Annotated in this window: 14 protein-coding genes; 2 read left to right on the top strand and 12 right to left on the bottom strand. The window is 67.4% G+C overall.

What is annotated here, in order from left to right:
• Positions 1-102 precede the first annotated feature (102 nt).
• The 5 genes from ABD927_RS08050 to groES all read right to left on the bottom strand — a co-directional run bounded on the left by ABD927_RS08050 (position 103) and on the right by groES (position 6,116).
• Positions 103-1,092 carry a LysR substrate-binding domain-containing protein gene (locus tag ABD927_RS08050; RefSeq protein ID WP_345248114.1) on the bottom strand — a complete coding sequence of 330 codons (990 nt, stop codon included), beginning with the start codon at positions 1,090-1,092 and terminating at the stop codon, positions 103-105.
• Positions 1,093-1,195: 103 nt separating this feature from the next.
• Positions 1,196-2,182: a Bug family tripartite tricarboxylate transporter substrate binding protein gene (locus ABD927_RS08045; protein ID WP_345248112.1), complete on the bottom strand. Its 987-nt coding sequence runs from the start codon at positions 2,180-2,182 to the stop codon at positions 1,196-1,198.
• Between the two features lie 188 nt (positions 2,183-2,370).
• The gene (locus tag ABD927_RS08040) at positions 2,371-3,933 is read right to left on the bottom strand and encodes a Fic family protein (RefSeq protein WP_345248110.1); all 1,563 of its coding nucleotides are present in this window, start codon (positions 3,931-3,933) and stop codon (positions 2,371-2,373) included.
• Between the two features lie 181 nt (positions 3,934-4,114).
• Positions 4,115-5,761, bottom strand: a complete 1,647-nt coding sequence (gene groL, locus ABD927_RS08035; protein WP_345248108.1) for a chaperonin GroEL — start codon at positions 5,759-5,761, stop codon at positions 4,115-4,117.
• Between the two features lie 67 nt (positions 5,762-5,828).
• A complete protein-coding gene (gene groES / locus ABD927_RS08030) occupies positions 5,829-6,116 on the bottom strand; it encodes a co-chaperone GroES (protein ID WP_345248106.1) in 288 nt (95 codons plus the stop codon).
• A 397-nt stretch (positions 6,117-6,513) separates the two neighbouring features.
• Here groES and ABD927_RS08025 point away from each other — a divergent pair, with 397 nt between their 5' ends.
• Positions 6,514-7,698 carry a multidrug effflux MFS transporter gene (locus tag ABD927_RS08025; protein ID WP_345248104.1) on the top strand — a complete coding sequence of 395 codons (1,185 nt, stop codon included), beginning with the start codon at positions 6,514-6,516 and terminating at the stop codon, positions 7,696-7,698.
• Between the two features lie 27 nt (positions 7,699-7,725).
• Here the strand turns inward: ABD927_RS08025 and ABD927_RS08020 are convergent, their stop codons facing one another.
• The 5 genes from ABD927_RS08020 to ABD927_RS08000 are packed head-to-tail and all read right to left on the bottom strand — an operon-like array spanning position 7,726 to position 12,751.
• Positions 7,726-8,133 (bottom strand): Zn-ribbon domain-containing OB-fold protein, encoded by a 408-nt coding sequence (locus tag ABD927_RS08020; protein ID WP_345248102.1) that lies wholly within the window; start codon positions 8,131-8,133, stop codon positions 7,726-7,728.
• A 3-nt stretch (positions 8,134-8,136) separates the two neighbouring features.
• A complete protein-coding gene (locus ABD927_RS08015; protein WP_345248100.1) occupies positions 8,137-9,267 on the bottom strand; it encodes a thiolase family protein in 1,131 nt (376 codons plus the stop codon).
• A complete protein-coding gene (locus ABD927_RS08010) occupies positions 9,264-10,859 on the bottom strand; it encodes an AMP-binding protein (protein ID WP_345248098.1) in 1,596 nt (531 codons plus the stop codon). Before ABD927_RS08010 ends, ABD927_RS08015 begins: the two co-directional genes overlap by 4 nt.
• A gap of 18 nt (positions 10,860-10,877) precedes the next feature.
• A complete protein-coding gene (locus ABD927_RS08005) occupies positions 10,878-11,759 on the bottom strand; it encodes an SMP-30/gluconolactonase/LRE family protein (protein ID WP_345248096.1) in 882 nt (293 codons plus the stop codon).
• Entirely contained in the window at positions 11,756-12,751 is a 996-nt protein-coding gene (locus tag ABD927_RS08000; RefSeq protein ID WP_345248094.1) for a Bug family tripartite tricarboxylate transporter substrate binding protein, read from the bottom strand. The genes ABD927_RS08005 and ABD927_RS08000 overlap by 4 nt, the downstream gene beginning before the upstream one ends.
• 167 nt (positions 12,752-12,918) lie before the next feature.
• Here ABD927_RS08000 and ABD927_RS07995 point away from each other — a divergent pair, with 167 nt between their 5' ends.
• The gene (locus ABD927_RS07995; protein ID WP_345248092.1) at positions 12,919-13,794 is read left to right on the top strand and encodes a LysR substrate-binding domain-containing protein; all 876 of its coding nucleotides are present in this window, start codon (positions 12,919-12,921) and stop codon (positions 13,792-13,794) included.
• On the opposite strand, the gene ABD927_RS07990 is transcribed toward ABD927_RS07995, so the two are convergent.
• Positions 13,791-14,933, bottom strand: a complete 1,143-nt coding sequence (locus tag ABD927_RS07990; protein ID WP_345248090.1) for a formylglycine-generating enzyme family protein — start codon at positions 14,931-14,933, stop codon at positions 13,791-13,793. The genes ABD927_RS07995 and ABD927_RS07990 overlap by 4 nt on opposite strands.
• A complete protein-coding gene (locus ABD927_RS07985) occupies positions 14,920-17,124 on the bottom strand; it encodes a sulfatase-like hydrolase/transferase (RefSeq protein WP_345248088.1) in 2,205 nt (734 codons plus the stop codon). Before ABD927_RS07985 ends, ABD927_RS07990 begins: the two co-directional genes overlap by 14 nt.
• Positions 17,125-17,231 lie beyond the last annotated feature (107 nt).

Below are 17,231 nucleotides of genomic sequence, written 5' to 3'. Positions count from 1 at the left end.
GGGTGGGCCTCACCCCATTCTAGGTATCGCGCGCACGGTGCGAAATTAATCAATTCCGACGGCGGCTATAGCGGGAACTGATAGCGTGCGGGGGCGGAACGCTCAGCCGGCGTCGGCCGCCTCGGCCTGGGCCGGCTCGCCGGGGCAGGGCTCGTGCCCGGGCACCCGCACGCCGTCCCAGCGTCCCGACGCGACCAGCTCGCGCACCAGCAGCCGCAGTTCGTCGCGCACGGCCGCCGCGCACGGCGAGAGCTTCTCGTCGGGCAGCGAATACAGCAGGTTGAGCCGGTGCATGCGCGCGTCGGCGATCGGCAGCACGCGCCAGTATTCGGGCTCGCGCCACGAGTGGATGGCGGCCATCGGCTTGATCGTGGCGCCCATGCCGTCGGCCAGGCAGCGCATCAGCAGGGGCAGCGAGTCCACCTCGGCGGCGGCGTCGAACGGCACGTTCGCATGGTCGAACTCGGCCATGATGCGGCGCCGCAGGCCGTGGTCGGTGCTCGGCATGATCAGCGGCAGGCGCGCGGCCTGCGCCAGCGTGAGCGAAGCCGCCCCGGGCGGCACCAGCGGGCTGTCGGCCGGCAGGATGACGAACAATTCCTCTTCCAGCAGCGGCTCGAAATCCAGCTCGCCGGCCGCCTTGCGGCGGAACAGGATGGCGAGGTCGAGTTCGCCGGCGTGGGCCATCTGCTCCAGGTGGATGCTCATGCCCTCGATCACGTTGACCATCACCCCCGGCAGCCGCTGCCGCATGTGCTGCAGCAGCGGCAGGCCGAGCTGGCAGTTGGTGGTCGGGGCCAGCCCCACGCTCACGCAGCCCGTCAGGGCCGCCCGGTCCTGCCGGGCCACCGCGACGGCCTGGTCGAGCTGCCGCAGCACGAACTTGGCGTGATGGTAGAGCGCGGTGCCGTTCTGGGTGGGCGTGACGCCGCGCGACGAGCGCACCAGCAGCGGCCGGCCGATGTCTTCCTCGAGCTTGGCGATCTGCTGGCTGAGCGCGGGCTGCACCACGGACAGCTGGCGCGAAGCGCGGGCGAGACTGCCGCTTTCGACGATCTGGGCGAAGTAACGGAGTTGCCTGATGTCTATCATCGTCTGCTGTGGTGTGGCCCGCCCCCGGCGTGGGGGCTACCATCGTAGGGGGGCGAAAACCGCCTCCAGTATTGGAGATTTCCCTAGCGGCGCCGGCCGGCCGCTATTCCGGCTTGATGCCGGCGGCCGGGATGAGCGTCTTCATCTGCGCCACTTCCTGCCGGATGCGGGCGGCGAAGTCGTCGGGCGTGCCGGTCACCGGCACCATGCCCATGTCGGTCATCCGCGCCAGCAGCTGCGGATCCTTGAAGCCCTCCACCACGATGCCGTTGAGCCGGTCGACGATGGGCCGCGGCGTCCTGGCCGGCGCCATCAGGCCGTTCCAGTTGCCGGCCACGTAGCCGGAGACGCCCAGCTCGGCCGCGGTCGGGAAGTCCGGCTGGCCGGCCATGCGCTCGGTGGCCGCGATCGCCAGCACGCGCAGCTTGCCGGCCTGCACCTGCGGGTGCACCACGGTGTAGTTGACGAACATCATGTCGACCCGGCCGCCGAGCAGGTCCACCTGCGCGGGGGAGACGCCCTGGTAGGGCACGTGCAGCAGGTCCACGCCGGCCCGCCACTTGAACAGTTCGCCGCCGAGGTGGGCGGCAGTGCCGTGGCCGGCCGAGCCGAACGTCAGCTTGCCGGGGCTGGCCTTGGCGGCGTCGATCAGCTGCTGCAGCGTCTTGAACGGCGACTCCTGGCGCACCACCACCGCGATCGGGCTGTCGCCCAGCATGACGATGGGCTGCAGGTCGGTGCTCGGGTCGTAGGGCAGCGAGGCCCGCATGAACGGCGCGATGGTGATCGCCGACGCCGATGCCGCCAGCAGCGTGTAGCCGTCGGCGGGGGCATGCACCACGAACGAGGTGCCGATGATGCCGCCCGCGCCGGGCATGCTCTCGACCGCGAACGGTTGGCGCAGCTGCGTGCCCAGCATCTGCGAAGCCACCCGCGCCATCTGGTCGATGGCGCCGCCGGGCGGGAACGGCAGGATCATGCGCACCGCATGCTCGGGGTAGCGGCCGGCCGAGGCGGCCGCGGCGCCGCGCGACAGCGCGGCAGAGGCGCATCCGTACAGGCCGGCGCGCAACAGAGTCCTTCTCTTCATCATCTCCTCCTGGTTTCCGAAAGGTGACGTGCTTCGTTGCGACGCGTGCGAGGCCTGCTATAACACCTGCTGATAGCACCGGCAGGTATTATTAATATAGGTAATACACTGTCGCGCCGTATGATAGGCGCAAACCCTCCGACATATTTTGGCTGGACCGTTAAAATGTCTGTTGTGGATCCAGGGATTCAGACCGAGTTGTCACCGGGTTGCAGTTTCAGCCAGCGTCGACCGACATTCGTCAGTCGGTAACGCTGCTTGCTACTGCGTGGTTTTTCGGGCTGAGTCATTTCCACCAGTCCCGACGCAAGGGCTGGCAATAGGTATGCTTTGCGGAAATGCTCGCCATCCCTCAGACCCAGTGCACCCTGTAGTTCCTGCCTGGACAATGCTGTTCGTAGTGCGCGAACCACTCTTGCGACTTCCGGGGTGACTTCCGGGGTGACTTCCGGGGTGACTTCCTCGACGTCTGTCTTCGGAACGAGCACTAGCGGATGGCGCGGCAGTCGGATGACGAACGAAAGCCGGTCGTCGTCCGTCTCGAACAATGGGGGAGGTGAGCCGTTGGCCGCCATTTCCTTCAGGATTTTCGGAATGCCCGTGGATCGACCCTCGGTCATTTCCAGTTCCTTCAGGAATTCGCCGATGCGCCGGTTGCGATAACGACGGCTCACAGCCCGGCCCGCTTTCAGATCCTCCATCCGGATCGACCGATCCGGGCCGGGGAAACTGAGGACAGCCAGCTCATCGTGGCTGATGCGGACCTCGATGGGCTCGCGTTCCTCGTAGGAACGATGATAGACCGCATTGACTACGGCCTCCTCAATTGCGGCGTAAGGGAAGTTCCAGACCCGCGTGGCCTCGGCCCGGTCAGGATGCTTGATTACCGTTTCGTGCAGGTAGTTGCGCTGGATGTACCTCAAGGCCTCGCGCGTCATTCGCGCCAATGGCCCCTTGAAGATTTTTTCGTCAAAGCGGTTGCCGCCTGCGCCTTCGGGCAACCAGACCACGTCGATCTGCACGCCGGGGAAAAATCGTTCCGGTGTTTCGGTGAAGAACAGTAGCCCTACGTTCTTAGGCCATGGCGATTCGACGGGGCCGCCCGCCACGTTCATCTGTCGCCCCAGCGTCTCGGTGGAGAGGTGTGGTGCATCCGTCGCCAGCGCGCTGCCTACTTCCTCCAGGAATTCCTGCATCAAGGGCTTGGTTAGGTCATCGACCCGCGCCGACTGGTTGAAGCGGTCATCGAACGGTACCTTGGCAGCCAAGCTCAGCAGTTCCTGTTCGGTATCGCCTTTGGCCTCGACCGTGCTGCTGTATCGGCGAATGAAATACTTCCAAACCTTGTTCTTCGCCGTGACTGCTTCCGGTGCCTTGTAGGGGCGGGTCTGTCCACCGGGCGCCCACAGCACGATCAGGTTGCGGCCATCGATGACTTCAAGGCTCAGCACGGGAAAGTACGGTGGTTGGATCAACTGGCAGTGCGCCAGCAGTTCGCGCTGGATCTTGTCGAGCTGGTTGCCGGGCAGGCCGATCGGAGGGAACATGGGCCGGCCGTAGTCATCGCAGTCCTGCCCGATCACCACGTAGCCACCGCCAAGATTCTCGAAGTCATTGGCGAATGCGCACAGCGTGCGGGTAATCGCGTCCGGATTCCACCCAGCCTTGTATTCGATGCGTTCGCCCTCGACCGTACGCTGGCGCAGCAGGTCGTCGAGGTTGATCGGGAGTTTGGTATTCGAAATCGTCATTGCCTGTGCCAAGCTCGCCTAAATTAAATTATTGATGAGCCTGCTATATCAGGTTTTCGGCGTAGCCTCTAGCGGATTACCGGGTGGGTTGAGGCTGCCATGAAAAAACCCGCGGGCGCAAGCGCCACGCGGGTTTCGCAAAACATGTCCCGGCCGGGGCCGGGACGCGGGAGAGGCGGGATCAGAAATCCATGCCGCCCATGCCGCCCATGCCACCCATGCCGCCGCCAGGCGCGGCAGCCGGCTTGTCTTCCACCACTTCGACCACGGTCGATTCGGTGGTCAGCAGCAGCGCGGCGACCGACGCGGCGTTCTGCAGCGCGGTGCGGGTGACCTTGGTGGGATCCAGCACGCCGGATTCGACCATGTCGCCGTATTCGCCGGTGGCGGCGTTGTAGCCGTAGTTGCCCTTGCCGGCCACGACGGCGTTGACGATCACGCTGGGCTCGTCGCCGGCGTTGCCGACGATGGTGCGCAGCGGCTCTTCGATCGCGCGCAGCACGATCTTGATGCCGGCGTCCTGGTCGGCGTTGTCGCCCTTCAGGCCGGCGATGGCCTGCTTGGCGCGGATCAGCGCCACGCCGCCGCCGGGCACCACGCCTTCTTCCACCGCAGCGCGCGTGGCGTGCAGGGCGTCTTCGACGCGGGCCTTCTTTTCCTTCATTTCGACTTCGGTGGCCGCGCCGACCTTGATCACCGCCACGCCGCCGGCCAGCTTGGCCACGCGTTCCTGCAGCTTTTCACGGTCGTAGTCGGAGGTGGCTTCCTCGATCTGCACGCGGATCTGCTTGACGCGAGCTTCGATCGCCTTGCTGTCGCCGGCGCCGTCGATGATCGTGGTGTTTTCCTTGGCCACTTCGATGCGCTTGGCCTGGCCCAGCTCCTGCAGCGTGGCCTTTTCCAGCGACAGGCCGGTCTCTTCCGAGATCACGGTGCCGCCGGTCAGGATGGCGATGTCTTCCAGCAGGGCCTTGCGGCGATCGCCGAAGCCCGGGGCCTTGACGGCGGTGGTCTTCAGGATGCCGCGGATGTTGTTGACCACCAGGGTGGCCAGCGCTTCGCCTTCGACGTCTTCGGCGATGATCAGCAGCGGACGGCTCGACTTGGCGACCTGTTCCAGCACCGGCAGCAGTTCGCGGATGTTGCTGATCTTCTTGTCGTGGATCAGGACGTACGGGTCGTCCAGCGCGGCGACCTGCTTGTCGGGGTTGTTGATGAAGTAGGGCGACAGGTAGCCGCGGTCGAACTGCATGCCCTCGACCACGTCGAGTTCGTTTTCGAGCGACTTGCCGTCTTCGACGGTGATGACGCCTTCCTTGCCGACCTTGTCCATCGCGTCGGCGATGATCTGGCCGATCGAGGCGTCGCTATTGGCCGAGATCGAGCCGACCTGGGCGATTTCCTTGCTGGTGGTGCAGGGCTTGCTGATCTTCTTCAGCTCTTCGATGGCGGCGGCAACGGCCTTGTCGATGCCGCGCTTGAGGTCCATCGGGTTCAGGCCGGCGGTGACGTACTTCAGGCCTTCCAGCACGATGGCCTGGGCCAGCACGGTGGCGGTGGTGGTGCCGTCGCCGGCGTTGTCGCTGGTCTTGGAGGCGACTTCCTTGACGAGCTGGGCGCCCAGGTTCTCGAACTTGTCCTTCAGTTCGATTTCCTTCGCGACCGACACGCCGTCCTTGGTGACGGTGGGGGCGCCGAAGGAGCGCTCGAGCACGACGTTGCGGCCCTTGGGACCGAGCGTGACCTTGACGGCGTTGGCGAGAACGTTGACGCCGCGAACGATGCGGGCGCGGGCGTCGTCGCCGAAGACAACTTGTTTGGCAGCCATGAGATATCCTTGGATTGTGTTTGCGAGATGCGGGGGATCGGGAACAGTGCGGTCCGGCGCGCCGGCCTTACTGGATCACCGCCAGGATCTCTTCTTCGCGAATGACCAGCAGCTCTTCGCCGTCGACCTTCACCGCCTGGCCGGCATACTTGCCGAACAGGACCTTGTCGCCGACCTTGACGTCGACCGGCACGACTTTGCCGTCTTCGGTCTTCTTGCCGGGGCCGACGGCCAGGATTTCACCTTGATCGGGCTTTTCGGCAGCGCTGTCGGGGATGACGATGCCTGAAGCGGTCTTGCGCTCGTTGTCCAGGCGTTTGACGATCACGCGATCGTTCAGAGGACGGAGGGCCATTACAAACTCCTGATATTCAGATGGAGGTCGACAAGTGGGGGCAGGGCGCGGACGCCGCATGCCGGTTTGCGGAGCGCTGGAACGGTCGGCCCTGGGGGCCGTTGTTAGCACTCTCGGCAATCGAGTGCTAATTATAGGGGTCGCATATTAGGCTTTCAAGCGCCCGGCGCCTGGGCTGGTGGAAAACCCCAAGGCGGATGCGAAAAAGGCCATGGCAATGCGCATGGCCTCGACGAAGCACGCAGTGTACGCCGCGGCGGAAGGCCCTTCCACCGGCGTGGCCGTCATCTTGTGACCGGAGGCAACCGGGCGCCGTCGGGACGGGGGCAGCGCCGCGCCGTCGCTTATGCGTCACCCCGCCGCCGGTAGAATGTCCGATTGATCCTTGAGCCCCCTCATGCCTCATTTCGCGTTGACCGTCGTCCTGGCGCTGCTGACGATGGTCGGTCCCCTCGGCATCGACGCCTACCTGCCTTCCATCCCCGCCATCGCGCGCGAATTCGGCGCCACCGACCTGCTGGTGCAGCAGACGCTGAGCTTCTACGTGGGCGGCATGAGCGTGATGATGCTGTTCTACGGCACGCTGTCCGATTCCTACGGCCGCCGGCCGGTGGTGCTGGTGTCGCTGGCGCTGTACTGCATCGCCTCGGTGGCGGCGGCGCTGGCGCCGGGGGTGGTGCCGCTGATCGTGGTGCGCGCGCTGCAGGGCCTGTGCGGCGGCGCCGGCACGATCATCGCCCGCGCCATGGTGCAGGACCGCTTCCGCGGCCACGAGGCGCAGCGGATGATGGCGATGATCACGATGGTGTTCGGCGTGGCGCCGGCGCTGGCGCCTATCATCGGCGGCTGGCTGGAGGCCACCCTGGGCTGGCGCTGGGTGTTCGCCTTTCTGGCCCTGTTCGCGGCGGCCATGTGGTTCACCAGCCGCGCGGTGCTGGCCGAGACCCTGCCGCCCGAGCAGCGCATGCCGTTCCGGCCCGGGCCGATCGCGGCCAGCTACCGCCGCCTGCTGTCGGAGCCGCGCTTCATGCTGCGGGTGATCGGCTACGCCTTCGTCTTCAGCGGGGTGGGGCTGTACGTGGGGTCGGCGCCGGCCTTCATGATGAACATCCTGCACCAGCCGCCCACCGCCTTCGCGTGGCTGTTCATCCCGCTGGTGTCGGGAATCATGTCGGGCTCGGCGGTGGCGGGAAGGCTGTCGGGCCGCGTCGGCCCCGACCGGCTGATCCGCGCCGGCTTCGCGATCATGGTCTGCGCGGTGGCCATCAACGTGGCCTACTCCGCGCTGGCCGACGTGCGGCTGCCCTACGCGGTGATGCCCATGTTCGTGTTCACCTTCGGCATGTCGCTGGCGGCGCCGGGCATGACGGTGCTGTCGCTCAGCGTGTTCAGCGACATGCGCGGCCTGGCCGCGGCGATGCAGGGCTTCACGCAGATGATGGTGTTCGCGCTGATCTCCGGGCTGCTGGCGCCGCAGCTGTTCGACAGCGCGCTGCACATCGCGCTCGGCCACGCCGCCGGCCTGGCGATCGGCATCGCGGCGTGGTCGGCGGGCGAGTCGCTCAGGCCGCGCCACCGCTGAAGGCGGCCGCGCCGGGGCACGGCGCGGCTAGCCGTCCGCCGCGGGTTCGAAACGCAACAGGGTCAGATCTTCGTCGACCGGGTCGAAACGGGCGCGCACGGGCATGTCGTTGCGGATCGCGTCGTGCGCGATGCCCACGATGTTGGAAATGACCTTGACGCCTTCCTCGAGCAGGACCTCGGCCACGTTGTACGGCAGCCGGTCGCGGAACGAAGGATGGAAGGCGTGGTGGTAGACGGCATAGGCGTGGACCCTGCCGCGGCCGCTCAGCGCGACCCAGTCGAAGTCCGCCGACAGGCAGTTCGAGCAGCACGGCCCCATCGGATACTGGAGCCGGTGGCATTGGCGGCAGCGCGGCATGCACAGCCTGCCTTCGCGCAAGGCAGCCCAGTAGGGCTGGTTGAATGTGTCGGTACGGGGTTGGGAAGTCGCCATCGTCTAGTGCCTGGAGTTCGAATAGATCGCGGCGGCCGTCAGCTCGCGAAAGCCGCCTGTCGCGCAGAATTGCGCCACGTTGCAGTTCTCGATCTGGCGTTCGCCGCATTCGCCGCGCAGCTGGTGGAACAGTTCGTGGTGATGCAGCCAGCCGACCATGTAGCCTTCGGATAGCTGCCCGCCATTGCTGTTGACCGGCAGCTCGCCGCCGATCTCGATGCGGCCGTCCTGGATGAAATCCAGCGCTTCGCCGGGCGCGCAGAATCCGTAGTTCTCCAGCGTGGCCGGCACCACCGCCGCGTGCGCGTCCTGGATGTACAGGGCGTCGATGTCCCGGCAGCCGAACCCCGTGGCCGCGCGCAACCGGCGCGCGGTGTCCTTCATGTGGGGAATCAGCAGGTGGTCGTCGTTTTCCAGCAGGCGCAAGGCATCCTGCCGGGCCATGCCTCGCACATAGACCGGGCGCTCGACCAGGGTCTCGGCCAGGCCGGCCTCGGCCACGAGGATGCAGACGGCGCCGTCGGTGATCAGGCAGATGTCCGAGCGCCGCAGCGGCCAGACGATCCATCGGTCCTGCAGATAGTCCTCCCATGCCATCGGCTCGCGCCGGAAGGCGATCGGATTCAGCCGGGCGTGCCTGCGCGAAGCCAGCGCGAAGGCGCCCAGCTTGTCGCGGTCGGCCAGGCGCCCGTACTTGTACAGATAGCGCTGGAAGCCGAGCGCGGCAAAGCCGGCCGGATTCAGGAATCCATAGGGCGCGCCGTAGGGATCGGGCGGCTCGCCGAACCGGTAGCCGCCGGAGCGCTGGTTGGTCGCATATACGCAGGCCACCAGCCGCGCCTGCCCGGCCGCGATCTGGGCGGCCGCGTACGCCAGCGAGAATATCGCGGTGCCGTACCGGAGCGATCCGCTGGTACGGGGATTCAGCCCCACCATCTGGCCAAAGCGCGTCGAGTCCATCAGGCCCGAGCCGTCCTGCGCCGCCTGCGTGACCAGCCCGTCGATCGCGTCGCGCGCGATGCCGGCCTGCCGCAGCGCCCCCTTGAAGGCTTCGACGCCAAGTTCCCAGGCGGTCTTCCCGGGATGCAGGCCCTGCCGCGTCGCATGGGCGGCCACCAGCGCGACCTGCCTCATCGTGCGTCCGCCTCGAGGTACTTGCGCGCCAGGCGTTCTTGCACGTGGCGCTTGCTCACCTTGCCGGTATCGGTCAACGGCATGGCGCCGGCATCGACGATGTCGATGAAGCGCGGCACCTTATAGGCCGCCGCCGCCGCGCGGCAATGGCCGGCCAGTTCCTGCGCGGTCAGCGGATGGCCGTCGCGCGGCACCACCATCGCGGCGACGATCTCTTCGCGCACGGGATCGGGCACGCCCACCACCACCGCTTGCAGCACGCCGGGATGGGCCTGCAGAAGGTCTTCCACTTCGCCGGGCGTCACGTTGATGCCGCCGGTCTTGATCATTTCCTTGAGCCGGCACTGGAAGCGAAAGCCCCGCTCGTCGAGAATCGCCAGATCGCCGGTGTACAGCCAGCCTTCGTCGTCGATGGCCTCGCGCGTGCGCTCGGGATCGTTGTAGTACCCGGCCATGACGTAGCCGCGCAGCCGGACTTCCCCGGCCATGCCCGGCGGCACCGGCCGGCGGGTGGCCGGGTCGACGATCTGCAGTTCCGTGCCCGGCAGCGGAAAGCCCGCGCCGGCGCGGCGGAATTCCAGCGGCAGGCGGCCATCGGCCACGCAGCTGTTGCCGTAGGCCTCGGTCAGCCCGTAGGTGGTGCAATATTCCTGCGCGCCCATTTCCGCCAGCAGGTGGACCACTTCGGCGCGGCAGATGCCGGTGCGCAGGCTGGACAGGTCGTAGCGCCCCCGGTCGGGATGCTGGTAGAGCGCATGCACGATGTTCGGCAAGGTATAGAACACGGTGCAGCGCTCGTCCTGGATCTGCTTCAGGATGGCGCCGGCGTCGAAACGGCGGGCCAGGACGACGGAGCCGCCGTGGGTCATGAGGTTGAACAGCGCATTGCATGCCGAGGCGCTCCAGAACAGCGACAGCACCAGCAGCAGGCGGTCGTGCTCGGTCACGTGCATGCGTTCGCCGATATGGCAGGGATTTTCTATCAGGCCACGGTGCGCCAGCATCGCCGCCTTCGACCGGCCGGTGGACCCGGAGGTGAATACGATCAGCGCCACGTCGTCCGGCCGGACGGCGTTGCCGGCCGCATCGATGTCGCGGTCATCGACGTTTGCGCCGAGCTGCCGCAGCGCCTGGAACGAGAGGGCGGCCGGGGGCGGGTCCTCGCCCAGGCAAACGATGTGGCGGAGGGCCGGGAGTTCGGTCGCCAGGTCGCCGATCGCGGCCAGCTCGGCGGTGTAGTCGCAGCTGCCGAAGCGGTCGGCCATGACCAGCACCGTGCTGTCGGTGATCGCCAATGCGTGGCGGAGCTCGCTGCGCCGCCACCAGGTATTGACCGCAACCAGCACCGCGCCCAGCGCGGCCACGGCGAAATAGACCTGCAGCCATTCGAGCTGGTTGCCCAATAGAAGCGCGACTTTGTCGTTCTTGCGCACGCCCAGCGCATGAAAGCTCTTGGCCAGCGCGCGGACCTGCAGGCGGAATTCGGCGTACGACACGCGCCGCTCGCCGTCGGTGACGAAATTGCGATCCGGAAAGCGCCCGGCCATTTCATCGAGCAGGCGCGGCAGGGTGCGGGCCTCGGGTAGTGCCATGATCTTGCTTCCTTCTTTTCAAGCTGCAAAGGGATGCGGGGGGATGCCGCGGGCCGGTCCGAGGACGGCCAGGCAGGCGCCGGCCAGCGGCTGGCGTTTACGTTCGGCCGCCGGCAGGCCGCGCCACTGCGTGGCGATGAATAGCGTCGACAGGCCGTCGCCGCCGAACGCCACGGCCGTCGGCTTGGATACGGGCAGGTCGATCGCGATTTCGGGCGCGCGGGCCGGATCGCCGTGCGCGGCATAGCACGCCACCCGCGCACCGCCCACCTCGGCCACCCACAGCCGGCCCAGCGTATCGATGCAGCAGCCGTCAGGCAGGCCGTGGCGCTCCTGGTAATCGACGAACGGCTCGCGCGCCGAGACCGTTCCGGCGGCGGCGTCGAAGTCGTAGCGCCAGATGCGGCCGCCATGGGTGTCGGCGAAGTACATGGAGCGCTCGTCCGGGCTGAAGGCGATGCCGTTGGACATCGAAAAGCCGCTGTCCATCCGGTACAGCCTCAGGTCGGGATCGAGGCGATACAGAGAGCCGCGGCCGGGCGCCAGCTGCGGCGAGAACGTCCCGAACCAGAAACGTCCCAGGCTGTCGGTCGCGCCATCGTTGATCCGCTCGCGGGCGAAATCGATCCCGGGCAGGTCGACGGCGCGCCACGGCTGGCCGGGCGCGTTGCTCAGCACGATGCCGTTGCGCAGGGCCAGCAGCAGTCCGCCCGCGCGCCTGAACGCCAGCGCGCCCGGCAGGCCGGGCAGCGGCCACCTCGTTTCGTCGTCCCGGCCCGGCGTGCGCCGATGCAGCGTGCGCCCGACGACGTCGACCCAATACAGGGCGTGCTCGCTGCCGTTCCAGCGGGGGCTTTCGCCCAGTTCGGCGTTGTGGGCGCTGAAGCGCGACACGTTCATTCGGGCTGGATCCCGGCGTCGTGGACCAGTTTCTTCCATCCGTTCAGTTGCGATGTGAAATAGGGTCCGAAGGCCGCGCTGTCGAGCGGCGCCGCGTCGAAGCCGAGTATCCTCAGCCTTTCCCTGATCTCCGGCAGCGAAAGCACCTCCACGAACACCGACGACACCCGCGAAATGATTTCCGGCGATGTCCCGCGCGGCGCGAACAGGCCGAGCCAGCCGGTTACGTCGAAGCCCTCGAGCACCTCGGCGACCGTCGGTACGCCGGGCAGCATCGGCGAGGGCGCCGGGCTGGTGACCGCGATCACGCGCGCCTTGCCCGCCTTGGCCAGCGGCATCGCCGTCGCGAATTCGGAGATCAGCACCTGGACCTGATTGGCCACCAGGTCGGTGACGGCCTGCGGGCTCGATTTGTACGGCACCGACAGGATGTCCACGCCGGCGCGGATCTTGAAATTCTCCATGCCGACCATCGTGACGCTGTTGGGCGTGCCGTAGGCCAGCTTGCCCGGATGCTTGTGCGCGTAGTCGATCAGTCCGGCCACGTCCTTGAAGGGCAGGCTGGGATGCGCCAGCAGCATCATCGGCGACATGCCGATGCGCGCCACGGGCATCAGGTCTGCGACCGGATCGTAGGGCAGCGACCTGTACAGCGCGGGATTGATGACGTTGACGCTGGCGCCGCCGACCAGGAAGGTCAGGCCGTCGGGCGCGGCCTTCGCCACCGTGACGGCGCCGATGGCGCCGTTGGCGCCGGCGCGGTTGTCGACGATGACCGTCGCTGCCAGCCGCTTGCCCAGCTCCGGCGCGATGATGCGGCTGACCGCGTCGGTGCTGCTGCCCACGGCGAATGGAATCACCAGCCGGATGACGCGATCCGGGGCCAGCTGCGCGTGCAGCAGCCCCGGCGCCGGGAGCAGCAAGGCGGCGCACAGGAACAGGCGGGCGCGTCGCCGCGCCGGTACGGTCTGGGAGGGGAGGTGAGCGTTCATGTCGGCAGGCCTATCTCGTCTCGTTGTTATGAATCGCCGTGCCGGTGAAGGCACGCAATCGTGATGATAGGTTTGCGTCACGCGCAAAAACGATCAATTATTTCTAAAAAACCATTCAGTGCGGCTAAACGCCTGCGGCGGCCGCGATTCTTGGTGTGGATTCCTTGATGAGATTGAGCAAATCCCTGTTGCTGGGCCTGCGGGTGTTCATTTCCGTCGCGCGTCTCCAGAGCGTGACCAAGGCCGCGGCGGAACTGAATGTGACGGCCGGCGCGGTCAGCCAGCAACTGCGCCAGCTCGAACATTTGATCGGTACCGATCTGTTCCACCGCACCGGCGGCCGCCTGGTCCTTACCGAAGAGGGCCACACGCTGTCGGTGCAGACGGAGGCGTCGTTTCATCAATTGCTGCGGGCGGTCGACGACCTGGCCCGGAGGGCGTCGTCCAACTCGTTGCGCGTCAAACTGCAGCCCACGATGGCGATCTACTGGCTGCTGCCGCGGCTCACGTCGTTCTATGCGCTGCATCCCCAGATCCAGCTGGATATCTCGACCTTCCTGAACGCGGGGGACTGCATGCTGGACCAGGCCGATCTGGTGGTCCGCATCGGCACGGGGCAATGGGAAGACGGCGTCGCCGACCTCATCTATCCCGACGAGAACGTGCTGGTCTGCACGCCGGAGATCGCCAGGCGGCTGCACACGCCGGCCGACGTCGCGGCCGAACATCTGTTGCACTCGACAATCCGCCCGGAAGTCTGGCCCATCTGGCTGAAGGCCCATGGGCTGGACCCGGAACTGGGCGCCCGCGGCACGCGGTTCGCGATGGCGGCGCTGGTCTACCAGGCCGCCCAGAAAGGACTGGGCGTGGCCGTCTCGCAGACCACGTACCTGAAAGGCAGCCTGGCGGCGGCAGGCCTGGTCACGCCCTTTCCCGAGCCGGTGAAGACCGGCCTCGGGTACTACCTGGTCTACGAAAAAAGCCGCGCCGAGCAGAAGCCGCTGCGGGCGTTCCGCGATTGGATCGCCTCGGTGCGGTCCTAGGCCGCCTGGGCGGGAGGCGGCGCGTCCTTCACGAGGCGAAAGCCCACGTGCGACATCGGGCTGTACGGGTCGGAGCCGCGCCGGGCGCTGGGGCGGTACGACAGGCAGTAGTTCTCGTTGCACAGGAACGAGCCGCCGCGGATGACGCGCTTGGGCGCGTTGGCCGGCACGCCGGGCTCCGACGGGTCGAACGAATCGGCCGGGCCCTTGGGATTGTCGATGGTGCCTTTGGCGGCCTGCGCCTGTCGCAGGAAGTAGTCGGCGCGGTACCAGTCGGCCACCCATTGCCAGGCGTTGCCCGTCATGTCGAACAGGCCGTAGCCGTTGGCGGGAAAGGTGCCGGCCGGCATGGTGCCGGTGGCGCCGCCCGCCTTGGGGTTGATCACCGGGAAGGGCTGCTGGCGCGTATCCCAGTAGTTGGCCTGCTGCTTGCCGTCGGGCAGCAAGTCGTTGCCCCAGGCGTAGGTGGCCTGGTCCAGCCCGCCGCGCGCGGCGAATTCCCATTCGGCCTCGGTCGGCATGCGCTTGCCCGCCCATCGGGCGTAGGCCTGCACGTCTTCGTAGCTGACCTGCACCACCGGGTGGTCGCCCTTGCCGTCGATCGAGCTGGCGGGGCCTTGCGGGTGGCGCCAGTCGGCGCCCGGCACGTAGCGCCACCATTGCGCGTAGTCGTTGAGATCGACCGGCGCGTGGGTGCCGACGAAGACCATCGCGCCCGGCACCAGCACGTCGTCGGGCGGGCGCGGCGTGCCCGGCGGCAGCTGCACGCTGACCGTGGCCCAGTCGGGCTTGCGTTCGGCGGTGGTGACGTACCCGGTCTGGATCACGAAGCGGGCGAATTCGTCGTTGGTGACGTGGGTGGTGTCCATCCAGAAGCCGCCCACGTGGACCGGATGCGCGGGCTTTTCGTTCAGCTGGGCCAGCTTGCTGTCGCTGCCCATCTGGAAGGTGCCGCCCGGGATCCAGGCCATGCCCTTGGGCGAGGAGACGCCGTCGCCGAGGATGATGGTGGGCTTGGCCGGCTGCCGCTGCCGCGGCCATGCGAGCCAGCCGGCCGCGCCGCCGGCGGCCAGGGTGCCGAGCGCGGCGCCGCCGAGCAGCAGGCGGCGGCGGGCGGGTTTGCTGTCAGTAGACGCCATGGGTCTGAGGGCATTTCACGCCCTGGTTCTGGTTCACGATGTTCTGGTCGGTGCCGTTGGTCAGGCCGTCGAGCACGCCGCCGACCATGAAATCGTAGACGCTCGACAGGCCCCAGTCCTGCATGATCTTCTGCACGTTCGACATGTCCTGGCCGTCGACCATGCCGTCCTTGTTGCCGTCGCCCGGGCAGTTGGGCTCGGACGCCAGCAGGTCGTCCAGCTTGCCCTTCAGGTCGTCGTAGGCGGCCTGGGCGTCGGAGGTCGAAGGCGGCATCAGGTTGCGGTCGGGCGTATCGAGCAGCGGCGTCGGCGCGGACTGGTCCACCTCGTACAGTTCCTCGGTCACGCTGGAGCCGATCGTGTCGGTGCCGGCGTCGTAGGTCTGCCGGGTGTTGCGGACGAGCTTGTAGCGGTCGTTGCGGATGGCCAGCGAGATCTCGGGCAGGATGTCGACCTGCGCCTGGCCGTCCTTGGACAGCGCCTGGTCCACCGCGGCGCAGCTCGTGTACCCGGCGCCGCCGTTGTCGATCACCGACGGGTCGTCGTAGCCCGGTCCCCACCATACGCCCTGGTTGTCTTCGCATACGCTCTTGGACACCGGGATCTGCGTGCAGCTGGTGCTGATCACGCAGGGGGCGTTGCGCGCGCCGCCCGCCTGCTGGTTGAAGCCGCCCATCGTGAAGTTGACGGTGCGCAGGCTGGCCTGGCCGGGATTGGTCAGGTAGGGCAGCAGGGCCACCGAGTCGATCGTGCGCGGCACGGCCTGGTGGGCGTCGACGCCGGCCAGCTCGCCGAAGAACTGGAACAGGTCAACCATGTTGACCATGTGGTCCACGTCGCGGTCGGGCTGCGCCACCTGCGGCCCGGCGATGATCAGCGGATCCCACACGCCGGTCTGGTAGGCGGTGCCCTTGGCCTGCGAGCCGCTGAACGGCAGCTTGACCGCCGAGCCCAGCGTGCCGTTGTCGCCCACGATCACGATGACGGTGTTGCCGGCCTTGGGGTCGTAGACCAGCTTGCCGTCGTCGCCGCGGGTGGCCAGCCCGGTCTCGACCAGCAGCCGGCCGAATTCGGTGTCCATCGCCTCGGTCATCTGGTCCTGGATCAGGCGGCCCTGCACCGAGCCGTTGCAATCCCAGCCGTCGGTGGCGGGGCCGCCCGTGCCGGGGGTGAGGCTGGCCGGCGGCTGCTGCCACGGCGTATGGGCGGCGCTGTAGCTTACCGTCGCCATCCAGGGCCGGTCGGACGAGGCACGCGACTTGATCCAGTCGATGGCGGCGTCGGTTTCGATACGGGTCCGGTAGCCGCGGGCGCGCGGATCGCTCAGCGGCACCTCTTCGGTGTGGTCGCCGTCGATGATGACCAGCGGCGAAACGTAATAGGCGTTCTCGCGGTTGAAGTCCAGCGACGCCGGCGCGGTCGGGCCGCAGGTCTCGCCGGGCACGAAGATGCCGCCCGATTCCAGGCATTGCAGGCCGGCCGCGTCCTGCGCGGGCGAGGTGCGGGAAACCTGGGTGCAGCTGTTGTCGGGGTGGTAGCAGGCGCCGGCGTCGGTGCCGCCGGTGTGGCCGGCCAGGGGGCCGGGAACGAAGCCGCATACGTATTGCTTTTCGGCGCCCACGCCGCCGGCCGTGGTGTCGATCGAGCCGGGCAGCCCGCCGATCCAGCCGTAGAAGTGGTCCCAGCCCAGCTCGCGCGGAGTCGAGACGCCTGCCTGGTTGTTCTCGGGTCCGGCCAGGTGGAACTTGCCGAACATCGCGCTTTCGTAGTTGGCCTGCTTGAGCAGCTTGGGAACGGTCACGTCGTAGGGCGAGACCTGGGCGTTGGCCAGATCGTTCGGCCCGATCGCCTGGTAGATGCCGGTGCGGAACGGATAGCGGCCCACGAAGAACGAAGCCCGTCCCGGCGAGCATTCCGGCATCGACCAGGTATTGCGGAAGCGCACGCCCGCGGCCGCGATGGCATCCATGTTGGGCATGCGGGGGCCGGTGGCGCCGCCATAGCCGAACGAGGCCATCTGGTCGATGCCGACGTCGTCCATGACGACGAACAGGATGTTGGGTCGTTGCCCGGTGTCGCCGGGCTGCGGCTCGTTGCTGGAAACCGCGTCGTCGCCGCTGCCGCCGCACGACGCCAGGGCCATGGCGGCCAGCGCGGCGGCGAACAGGGCCGGTAGTTTCTTCTTGGGCAAGGGTACTCTCCAGGTGGCCGGGTCGGGCGCGCTCGTCCAGGAAGGGCATCCCTGAACAAAATGGAAACATTTTTCCACGCGCGCGCGTGCGGCCCCATACCATGAAT

Origin of the sequence: Pigmentiphaga soli (assembly GCF_039541095.1) — a bacterium.
GTDB lineage: Bacteria > Pseudomonadota > Gammaproteobacteria > Burkholderiales > Burkholderiaceae_B > Pigmentiphaga > Pigmentiphaga soli.
The sequence above is the reverse complement of the archived record's forward strand: the minus strand, read 5'-3'. Positions and strand labels throughout refer to the sequence as shown.

What these genes read in the sequence shown, in the direction of transcription:
- ABD927_RS08005 (WP_345248096.1), bottom strand. Translation starts at nt 11,759, where the DNA reads ATGAACGTGTCGCGCTTCAGCGCCCACAACGCCGAACTGGGCGAAAGC.
- ABD927_RS08010 (WP_345248098.1), bottom strand. Translation starts at nt 10,859, where the DNA reads ATGGCACTACCCGAGGCCCGCACCCTGCCGCGCCTGCTCGATGAAATG.
- ABD927_RS08000 (WP_345248094.1), bottom strand. Translation starts at nt 12,751, where the DNA reads ATGAACGCTCACCTCCCCTCCCAGACCGTACCGGCGCGGCGACGCGCC.
- ABD927_RS08015 (WP_345248100.1), bottom strand. Translation starts at nt 9,267, where the DNA reads ATGAGGCAGGTCGCGCTGGTGGCCGCCCATGCGACGCGGCAGGGCCTG.
- ABD927_RS08020 (WP_345248102.1), bottom strand. Translation starts at nt 8,133, where the DNA reads ATGGCGACTTCCCAACCCCGTACCGACACATTCAACCAGCCCTACTGG.
- ABD927_RS08045 (WP_345248112.1), bottom strand. Translation starts at nt 2,182, where the DNA reads ATGAAGAGAAGGACTCTGTTGCGCGCCGGCCTGTACGGATGCGCCTCT.
- ABD927_RS08040 (WP_345248110.1), bottom strand. Translation starts at nt 3,933, where the DNA reads ATGACGATTTCGAATACCAAACTCCCGATCAACCTCGACGACCTGCTG.
- groES (WP_345248106.1), bottom strand. Translation starts at nt 6,116, where the DNA reads ATGGCCCTCCGTCCTCTGAACGATCGCGTGATCGTCAAACGCCTGGAC.
- ABD927_RS07995 (WP_345248092.1), top strand. Translation starts at nt 12,919, where the DNA reads ATGAGATTGAGCAAATCCCTGTTGCTGGGCCTGCGGGTGTTCATTTCC.
- ABD927_RS07990 (WP_345248090.1), bottom strand. Translation starts at nt 14,933, where the DNA reads ATGGCGTCTACTGACAGCAAACCCGCCCGCCGCCGCCTGCTGCTCGGC.
- ABD927_RS08025 (WP_345248104.1), top strand. Translation starts at nt 6,514, where the DNA reads ATGCCTCATTTCGCGTTGACCGTCGTCCTGGCGCTGCTGACGATGGTC.
- groL (WP_345248108.1), bottom strand. Translation starts at nt 5,761, where the DNA reads ATGGCTGCCAAACAAGTTGTCTTCGGCGACGACGCCCGCGCCCGCATC.
- ABD927_RS08050 (WP_345248114.1), bottom strand. Translation starts at nt 1,092, where the DNA reads ATGATAGACATCAGGCAACTCCGTTACTTCGCCCAGATCGTCGAAAGC.